Raw genomic sequence first — 8239 nt, 5'->3', positions numbered from 1 at the left:
TGGCTTCCATCACCATCCTGCTCAAACGAATTTGAGATAGGTTCTAGACACGTTCAGCCATCCTCTAGGAGGATCGATTCATCCGAGCCACACTGCGTAGAATGAAACCGACTTACCCGCTAGGATAAGTCCCTCAGCGCCTCGAACACAAATATTCAGAAACGTCCGAGGGGTTAAAGCACAGTCTCGTTAGGTCCTTCAGAACACCACACACTCTCAAAGCGTAGTCAACACCAGAAGTCAGTGCCTCATCCTTACTAAATATCTATCCGAAATCAGGCTGTAAATACAATGAAATACCTCAAAGTAATCGCCATATTTTTTATTGCATCATTCCAATTTGGATGTTCATCAATTAAGAAATTTAACGATCCAGAGGCAGGGCTAAGCAATCCAGCCAGAGGAAATGTTCTGGTGTCGATTACTGCAGAGCCCGAGAAATACACCCATGATGCCTGGATATTCATCAGAAAAAAGGGAGCATCAGGGGACGTAGAACCCACCCGCCTGGCTGCGTTTGGCTTTACTTTGATGGGCTTTCAGAAGCCAAATGATTACCCTGAAGTATCCCCAAGCAAAGGGAGGCTGGTCGCTGCATCACTTGAGCCCGGTGAATATGAACTATATAACTGGCAACTCTACATAGCAGTATTCGGTGGAAATGGATATATTTCACCGAAGGATCCCCCAGCCCCAATCTATTTCACAATCAAGCCTAGCACAACCACTTATCTTGGCCGAATTCATATCGGAACTGTTTTAGCTAAAAACATCGTTGGCATGAATGTAGCGGCAGGTGCATCTCCAAAGTTCTCAAATCACTTTAAGCGCGATTCGGAAATAGCGACTCAAAAATTCTCATCATTTGCTACTTGGCCTATAGACCAAGTTTCAATCGCAGAGAACATTTGGTTGCCACGAGAGTGATATTTTAATTTCATGTAGAGAAGCTTTAAAAGCCTAGCCAAGCGTTCGAGCAGACTCCAAAGATGCAGGCACCAGTTCATTCTGCCTGCATGTCCTCCGCCTCTATACCAGGGAGCGTCTGATCAAGTCATAAAACGGATTCTTGGCGATCTACCAAGCCAAGCGATCCAGCAGCCCCCGCGAATCGAACGTCGTCGTGGTGCAGACACAGCTCGGCCACCGCCAAGCCCGATTCCGCTTCCCGCAGGAAGCCAATGATCTGCTCTTCCGTAAATCTCTTCTTCACGTCCAATCTCCTGTCGTTTCGGATTGGACTCCAAGCTCAAACGCTACTCAATTTCAAGGGGCGTCGCATGCAGAGAATGCCTGTCCGGCGTAGTCTCGTGCGGCGATTCATGTGTTGGCTAGCGAAATTTTAAAATACCGCAAAACCTGTGAAATGGAGAACGACTGACTGGGGTGGCAAGCGGCAGCGTTTGTAGTCAATGTTGGGCCTTCCGTTCTGGCCGATTGCAGCCTCTGCAAGCATGCCAAGGGCACTACGATCAGAACCGCAAGGCAGTCATCCCCACCCCCGGAAACTCCACGCTCACCTCGTCCCCCACCTGCGCATCGAGCAGACCGCACCAGGTTCCGGTGCTGACGACTGTGCCCGCGGGCACGGTGGCGCCGTGGCGACTCAGGTGGCGCAGCCAGTCGGGCAGCACCCAGGTCGGGTCGCCCACGCCCAGGCTGCCGCGGAAGGCGCGGACTTGGGTGCCGATGCGGACCTGACATTCCTGTCCTGCCCAGTCGTGCGACTTGAACGGCGCAAAGGGCCGGAACTCGCCCAGCACCAGGGCGCCGTGCACTTGCAGGTCGGCGAGTTTGAGGAGGGGCGGCACTGCGCGACCCGCGGCCCAGCGGGTGTCCACCAGTTCAATGCTCACGCACAGGGCGTCCACCAGGGCCGGGGCGTCTTCGGGCGTGAGGCGCCAGGCCGCGTCGGGCGTCACGGCTTGCCCCAGGCGAAGCGCGATCTCGGCTTCGACCCAGCGGTGGCGCAAGGGTAGCGCGCCGAGCGAGCTGCCCGAGGGCCGCACGCCTGCCACCGGCAGGGGCGCGTGCCGCATCGGGTCGGAGCGGGAGGGGCCGCCGGATTTCCAGTACGGAGGCACGCCCGGCGCATGGCCGAGCGCGGCGTAAAGCCGCTCCTGCAGGGCGTAAGCCTGTTCCAGGCTGGTGATCCCCGCCTTGGCCACCTGTTCGTCCACGGCAGGTCCGCCCTGGTGGGCGCGCAGCAGGCTCTGGACGATGGCCTCGTCGGCTTCGCTGAGCTTAAGGGAGGTGGGGTGGGCGTGGGTGGGATGAGGTGCGGATGACATGGCCCGATTGTCCTCGCACGGCGCGGTGGTCCGCCATCAGGGCATGTCGCGATTCCAACGTGCGGGACCGGGCCTGCCTTGCGGGCCGCTCTGACTGAGTTGCGCTTCAGCTCAGCGTGAGCAGCAACTCGTCCAGCTGGCCGAAGGTCTCGACCAAGGCCTCCGACGCGCCCGTGCCGGCGGCGTCCAGCGCTTCCTTGGAGGGATGCAGCTCGTGCATGACCACCCAGGTCTTGCCATCTTTTTCCTCGAAGGTCACCGTGGTGATGGGGCCGTCCGGGCTTTCCTCATTGGTCCAGACCAGGCGGGAGTTCGGTGTCACTTCCTGGTAGGTGCCGAAGAAGGCCGCTTCCGAGCCTTGGTAGCTGAACACCAGACGGTACTGGCCGCCGACGCGCACATCCATCTCGCAGGACAGCAGGGTCATGCCCATGGACTTCGGGACCCACCAGCGCTGGAACAGATCAGCCTGGGTCCAGGCCTGGAACACGAGCCGCGCCGGGGCGTTGAACAGGCGCGTGACGACCACCTCGCGGTCGGACTTGCGTTCCACTGTCGTGCGCTTGGGTGCGGGCGCGAGGGTGGGCTCACTCATTTTGCGTGCGTTCATTGGTTTGTTCCTGGTGTTTCAATGCTTCGATCACGCCGTCCAGCGCGTCAAAGCGTGCGGCCCAGAGTTGGTGGTAGCGCGCGATCCAGGCCGCTTCTTCTTCCAGCCGGCGCAGGCCGAGCTTGCAGGTCCGCACGCGTCCGAGTTTTTCCGTGATGACAAAACCCGCCTGTTCCAGCACGTCCACGTGCTTCTTCATGCCCGTGAGGGTGAGGTGGAACTTGTCGGCCAGGTCCGTGATGGACGCGTCCGACTGCCCGAGCTGCTCCAGAACGCCCCGACGGGTGGCGTCGGAGAGCGCGGCAAACGAGGCGGAGATGCGGTTGGATTGATACTGAACCATTTTGTTCAGTATTGCGGAGAATCCAGCCGGACGCAAGAGACCTAGGGTTTACACTGGCGCGACCTCGAAATGCTTGATGATTCAAGCAGGGCGTCCGTGCACGACGGCCGCCAAGGTGTTTTCCAGCTTGTCGAACTGGCCGTTCATGCAGTCCATCGGCCCGGCACACGATGTCGGGTCCTCTTGGCCGCACACCGCACCTACCCGGGCTGAGGCCAGTTCCCGCTGCTCCTTGTTTTTCTCGCCCCTTTCTCTCGTCATCTCTTCCATGTCTGCTTCTGCCTCTCCCGCTGCGTCGGCTCCTGCCAACACGCCGCGTCAAGTTGCGATCGCCTCCCTCGTGGGCACGGCCATCGAGTTCTACGACTACTACATCTACGCCGCCGCCGCGGTGCTGGTCTTCAACTCCCAGTTCTTCCCCAAGGGCAATGACTCGGTCGCGATGCTGGCCTCGCTGTCCACGCTGGCGCTGGCCTTTCTGGCGCGGCCCTTCGGCTCGGCGCTGTTCGGCCACTTCGGCGACAAGCTGGGCCGCAAGCAGACCCTGGTGGCTTCTCTGCTGACCATGGGCCTGTCCACGGTGGCCATCGGCCTGCTGCCGACCTACGACAGCATCGGCCTGTGGGCCCCGGTTCTGCTCTGCATCTTCCGCATCGGCCAGGGCATCGGTCTGGGCGGTGAGTGGGGCGGCGCGGCCCTGGTCGCGACCGAGAACGCGCCCCAAGGCAAGCGCGGCTGGTTCGGCAGCTTCCCGCAGTTGGGCGCGCCCATCGGCCTGTTCGCGGCCAATGGCGTGTTCTTCCTGGTCAGCGCCTGGCTGGGCGTGGAGGCCATGGTCGAGTGGGGCTGGCGCATTCCCTTCCTGCTGTCCATCGTGCTGGTGGGCGTGGGCCTTTACGTGCGCCTGAACCTGCACGAGAGCCGCGTGTTCCGCCAGGCCGAGCAAGCGGGCCGCAAGGTGCACGCGCCGGTAGGCGTGGTGTTTGGCAAGCATGGGCTGGCGCTGTTGCAGGGCACGCTGATCATGACCACCACCTATGTGCTGTTCTACCTGATGACGGCCTTCGTGCAGGTCTATTCCAAGAGCCCCGTGGCCTTGTCCGCGGCTGGGCATGTGCTGGGCCTGGGCATCCCGGCCAACACCTTCACGGGCATCTTGCTCGTGGGCGCCATCGTGTTCGGCATCTTCACCAGCCTGGGTGGCGTGCTGGCCGACCGCCTGGGGCGTCGCCGCTGGCTGACGCTCGTGACCCTCGCCATCGCGGCCTTCGGTCTGGCCATGCCCTACACCCTGGAGGGCGCCACGCCGGGGCCGTTGCTGGCCTTTGTCTGCGTCGGCTTCGTGCTGATGGGAGCGACCTTCGGCCCCATGGCGGCTTTGCTGCCCGAGTTGTTCCCGACCGAGGTACGTTACTCCGGCGCTTCGCTGGCCTACAACCTGGCTTCCATCGTGGGCGCCTCGGTGCCCACCCTGGTGGCCTTGCAGATCAATGCCAGCCACGGCCTGTCCGGCGTGGGCTTGTATCTGGCCGCGAACTGCTTGCTGACCTTGGCCGCGCTTGCCGCCACGCGTGAGACGCGCGATCTGGATCTGAATCGGGTCTAAGCCGGGCCGCGCCTGGCCTGGCCTAGCTCAGGGCCGGGCTGGGCCGTCCATCGTCCGCCGCTCCTGCCTCGGACGGCGGATCAAAGTCCTTGGGCCACCGTGGGGTGGCGCAGGCGCAGGCGCAGCTCCTGCTTCAAGCGCCGGTTGTCCAACTGGCGGGACTCACGCAAAAAACTCATGCGCTCCGGCGTCAGCGCCTGCTCGGCCTGCGCGCGCGTGAGGCGCGGGGCGCGCGGCAGGCCATAGCGCTCGGCCGCGAGGTCGAGGTAGTCGCCCAGCTTCAGTCTGGTGTCGTCGTTGGCGTGGTAAATGCGTTGCGCCCGGCCGCGCCAGAGCGCCGCCAGGCAGGCGCGCGCCAGATCATCGGCGTGGATGTGGCTGGTGTACACGTCGTCCTCGGCGCGCAGCGTGGGCGTGCCGGCCAGCAGGCGCTCGCGCGGCGTGCCGCCGGGGCGGTCCGGCGCGTAGATACCGGGGATGCGCAGGATGCTCACCCGGCGCCGCGCGCCGTGGCGGCCCCAGTCGCGCAGCAGCGCTTCCGCCGCCACGCGCCGGCGCGCGCGCGCAGACATCGGGCGCGGGGCGCGGGTTTCGTCGATCAAGGCGCCCGCGCAGTCGCCGTAGACGCCGCTGGTGGATCCGTAGACCAGGGTGCGACCCCAACCCGACCCCTCGCCGGACATGGGTGCGGCTGAGCCGCGCGCCAAGCCCCGCAGCAGGGCGCGGGTGCGTGGATCGCCTTCGCCCTGACCAGGTGGCGGCGCCAAGTGCAGCACATGCCGCGCCAGTCCGGCCAAGCGGCGCAGGCTGACGGGATGGTCCAGGTTGCCGGCCAGGGGCGTGATGCCGCGCGCGCGCAGTTCGGGGAAGCGCGCGGGGCTGGAGCTGAGGGCCAGCACGCGCACCCGGGCGGGCAGGGCGGCCGCGGCCCGCAGGCCCACGTCCCCGCAGCCCACGATCAGCAGGCGGGTGCGCCTGAACCGCATGGGCAAAGCAGGGCGGAGGATGGGGTGGCCGGACCGGGGCCGGGGGGCTGGCAAAATCATGGGTTCAACGCAGTTTTCTTCTGGAACCGAGCAAGGATAAAGAGAGCATGACATACCAGGTCACGGTGCAGCCGAGCGGGCGCAGTTTTGGCGTGGAGCCGGGCGAGGCGATTCTCGCCGCCGGCATCCGGGCGGGCATTGGTCTGCCCTATGGCTGCCGCGATGGCGCCTGCGGTTCTTGCAAGAGCAAGAAGATCTCCGGCACGGTGGTGCACGGCGTCCATCAGGCCAAGGCCTTGAGCGCCGAGGAAGAAGCCGCGGGCCTGGTGCTGACCTGCTGCGGCGTGCCGCACAGCGACGTGGTGCTCGAATCGCGCCAGGTGGTGGAGGCGGGCGCCTTCCCGATCAAGAAGCTGCCGGTGCGTGTGAACACGCTGGAACGGCTCTCGCCCGACGTGATGCGCATCGTGCTGCAACTGCCGGCCAACGACGGCTTCCAATACCGCGCTGGTCAGTACGTGGACTTCCTGCTGCGCGATGGCTCGCGCCGTAGCTATTCCATGGCCACTGCGCCCCACACCCGCGCTGGCCAGCCGGACGCGACCCCGCCCGTGGGCGCGATGATGGAACTGCACATCCGCCACATGCCGGGCGGCAAGTTCACCGACCATGTGTTCGGCGCGATGAAGGAAAAGGAAATCCTGCGCGCCGAGGGCCCCTTCGGCAGCTTCTTCCTGCGCGAAGACAGCGACAAGCCCCTGGTGCTGCTCGCCTCGGGCACGGGCTTCGCGCCCATCAAGGCCTTGATCGAGCAGATGCAGCACAAGGGCATCACGCGGCCCGCGACGCTGTACTGGGGCGGCCGCCGCCCGCAGGATTTCTACCTGAACGACTGGGTCGTGCAGAAGACCGCGGAGATGCCCCACCTGAAGTACGTGCCCGTGGCCTCGGACGCCTTGCCCGAAGACCACTGGACAGGCCGGACCGGCTTTGTGCACGCCGCCGTGCTGCAAGACATCCCCAATCTGTCGGGTCACCAGGTCTATGCTTGCGGCGCGCCCATCGTGGTCGAATCGGCCCAGCGCGATTACGTGAAGGCCGGCCTGCCCGAGGAGGAATTCTTCGCCGATTCCTTCACCAGCGAGGCAGACAAGCACGGCGCGTAGCGCCGTGCTTGCGGCGAAGACTCACTTTGCGAAGCAAAGTTAAGGTGCGTGAGCACCGTGTCGTGGCCACAAACCCCAAGGTGGAGACTCATATCCGCGCAGCGGATGTGAGCCGGAGCTACAAGCACGGCGCGTAGCACCGTCACGAACAAATACTTCAGGAGACACCATGCAACGCAGACACCTCTTGCTCGCTGGCGCTGCCGCCGTGGCGGCTGCATCCGCCACCCGCGCCTTGGCTCAGCAGCCGCCCATCCGCCTCATCGTGCCGTACGCGCCCGGTGGCCCGCTGGACGTGACGGCCCGGGCCTTGGCTGAGCGTGTGCAGGCCATCCTGGGCACGGTGATCGTGGACAACCGACCGGGCGCGGGCGGCAACATCGGCGCGGACGCGGTGGCCAAGGCCACGCCCGATGGCCTGACCATCGGTCTCGCGGCGACGGCCACGCATGCGGTCAATCCCTGGCTCTTCAGCAAGATGCCTTTTGACGCCGCCAAGGATTTCGCGCCTATCACCCAGATCGCTCGCGTGCCCAATGTGCTGGTCATCAACGCGCAGACCGCGCAGCGTCTCGGCATTCAGGACCTGAAGGGCCTCATCGCCTACGCCCAGGCGCACCCGGACAAGCTGAACTACGGCAGCGGCGGCAATGGCAGCGCAGGTCATCTGGCGGGTGAACTGTTCAAGTCCGGCGCCGGCATCTCCGTGCTGCACGTGCCGTACAACGGCGGCAATCCGGCGCAGATGGCCTTGCTCAGCGGGCAGGTGGATTTCAACTTCGACAACCTGGCCACGGCCTCGGCCAACATCAAGGCGGGCAAGTTGCTGCCCCTGGCCGTCACAACCGCGCGCCGCAGCGCCATGCTGCCCGAGGTGCCGGCCGTGGCCGAGGTGTTGCCCGGCTTCGCCATCGACACGTGGTGGGGGCTGGTCGCGCCCGCAGGCACGCCCAAGGATGTGATCACGCGCCTGAACCGCGCCTTCGTGGAGGCCTTGAACGCACCCGAAACCCGTCAGCGTTTCACGGCCCTGATGGCCGAACCCGTGCCCACCACGCCCGAGGCCTTTGGCGCTTTCATGCAGGGCGAGCTGGCGAAGTACCAGCAGGTGGTGAAGCTCAGCGGGGCGCGGGTGGATTGAGAAGTTTGGGTTTCGTCTCGGGGGGGCGCGCCGGGCCTGCCGCCCGCACGCTCATACGGGGATGGCCTTCGGCTTCGCGCTTCAGCCGTGCCTGAA

The 8239-nt window shown here is 64.4% G+C and carries 9 protein-coding genes and 1 pseudogene; 4 read left to right on the top strand and 6 right to left on the bottom strand.

Annotation, left to right across the window (positions count from 1 at the left end; genetic code table 11):
• The first annotated feature begins 291 nt into the window (after positions 1–291).
• On the top strand, positions 292–927 hold the full coding sequence (locus HGR_RS17435) for a hypothetical protein (protein ID WP_138922559.1): 636 nt from the start codon (positions 292–294) through the stop codon (positions 925–927).
• A gap of 196 nt (positions 928–1123) precedes the next feature.
• On the opposite strand, the pseudogene HGR_RS18100 reads toward HGR_RS17435, so the two are convergent.
• The 5 genes and pseudogenes from HGR_RS18100 to HGR_RS14810 all read right to left on the bottom strand — a co-directional run.
• A pseudogene (locus HGR_RS18100) lies at positions 1124–1213 on the bottom strand (transposase); the annotation flags it as partial.
• Between the two features lie 259 nt (positions 1214–1472).
• On the bottom strand, positions 1473–2291 hold the full coding sequence (locus HGR_RS14825) for a fumarylacetoacetate hydrolase family protein (RefSeq protein WP_006299156.1): 819 nt from the start codon (positions 2289–2291) through the stop codon (positions 1473–1475).
• A 106-nt stretch (positions 2292–2397) separates the two neighbouring features.
• Positions 2398–2901: an SRPBCC family protein gene (locus HGR_RS14820; RefSeq protein ID WP_050797481.1), complete on the bottom strand. Its 504-nt coding sequence runs from the start codon at positions 2899–2901 to the stop codon at positions 2398–2400.
• A complete protein-coding gene (locus HGR_RS14815; RefSeq protein WP_006299153.1) occupies positions 2879–3244 on the bottom strand; it encodes an ArsR/SmtB family transcription factor in 366 nt (121 codons plus the stop codon). Before HGR_RS14815 ends, HGR_RS14820 begins: the two co-directional genes overlap by 23 nt.
• Positions 3245–3325: 81 nt before the next feature.
• Positions 3326–3514 carry a hypothetical protein gene (locus HGR_RS14810; RefSeq protein WP_006299152.1) on the bottom strand — a complete coding sequence of 63 codons (189 nt, stop codon included), beginning with the start codon at positions 3512–3514 and terminating at the stop codon, positions 3326–3328.
• Here HGR_RS14810 and HGR_RS14805 point away from each other — a divergent pair.
• Complete coding sequence (locus HGR_RS14805; RefSeq protein ID WP_050797480.1) at positions 3513–4850, top strand: MFS transporter; 1338 nt, start codon at positions 3513–3515, stop codon at positions 4848–4850. The two genes, HGR_RS14810 and HGR_RS14805, sit on opposite strands and share 2 nt — an antisense overlap.
• A gap of 80 nt (positions 4851–4930) precedes the next feature.
• Here HGR_RS14805 and HGR_RS14800 read toward each other — a convergent pair whose 3' ends face one another.
• Entirely contained in the window at positions 4931–5896 is a 966-nt protein-coding gene (locus HGR_RS14800) for an NAD-dependent epimerase/dehydratase family protein (protein WP_006299150.1), read from the bottom strand.
• Between the two features lie 47 nt (positions 5897–5943).
• Here HGR_RS14800 and HGR_RS14795 point away from each other — a divergent pair, with 47 nt between their 5' ends.
• Positions 5944–7002, top strand: a complete 1059-nt coding sequence (locus HGR_RS14795) for a CDP-6-deoxy-delta-3,4-glucoseen reductase (RefSeq protein ID WP_006299149.1) — start codon at positions 5944–5946, stop codon at positions 7000–7002.
• Between the two features lie 169 nt (positions 7003–7171).
• The gene (locus HGR_RS14790) at positions 7172–8143 is read left to right on the top strand and encodes a tripartite tricarboxylate transporter substrate binding protein (RefSeq protein ID WP_006299147.1); all 972 of its coding nucleotides are present in this window, start codon (positions 7172–7174) and stop codon (positions 8141–8143) included.
• Positions 8144–8239: the final 96 nt, after the last annotated feature.

Source organism: Hylemonella gracilis ATCC 19624 (genome assembly GCF_000211835.1).
GTDB lineage: Bacteria > Pseudomonadota > Gammaproteobacteria > Burkholderiales > Burkholderiaceae_C > Hylemonella > Hylemonella gracilis.
The sequence above is the reverse complement of the archived record's forward strand: the minus strand, read 5'-3'. Positions and strand labels throughout refer to the sequence as shown.

Bases quoted from the DNA above. Each gene is read 5' to 3' on its own strand.
- HGR_RS14825 (WP_006299156.1), bottom strand. From the start codon at position 2,291: ATGTCATCCGCACCTCATCCCACCCACGCCCACCCCACCTCCCTTAAG.
- HGR_RS17435 (WP_138922559.1), top strand. From the start codon at position 292: ATGAAATACCTCAAAGTAATCGCCATATTTTTTATTGCATCATTCCAA.
- HGR_RS14795 (WP_006299149.1), top strand. From the start codon at position 5,944: ATGACATACCAGGTCACGGTGCAGCCGAGCGGGCGCAGTTTTGGCGTG.
- HGR_RS14820 (WP_050797481.1), bottom strand. From the start codon at position 2,901: ATGAACGCACGCAAAATGAGTGAGCCCACCCTCGCGCCCGCACCCAAG.
- HGR_RS14800 (WP_006299150.1), bottom strand. From the start codon at position 5,896: ATGATTTTGCCAGCCCCCCGGCCCCGGTCCGGCCACCCCATCCTCCGC.
- HGR_RS14810 (WP_006299152.1), bottom strand. From the start codon at position 3,514: ATGGAAGAGATGACGAGAGAAAGGGGCGAGAAAAACAAGGAGCAGCGG.
- HGR_RS14805 (WP_050797480.1), top strand. From the start codon at position 3,513: ATGTCTGCTTCTGCCTCTCCCGCTGCGTCGGCTCCTGCCAACACGCCG.
- HGR_RS14790 (WP_006299147.1), top strand. From the start codon at position 7,172: ATGCAACGCAGACACCTCTTGCTCGCTGGCGCTGCCGCCGTGGCGGCT.
- HGR_RS14815 (WP_006299153.1), bottom strand. From the start codon at position 3,244: ATGGTTCAGTATCAATCCAACCGCATCTCCGCCTCGTTTGCCGCGCTC.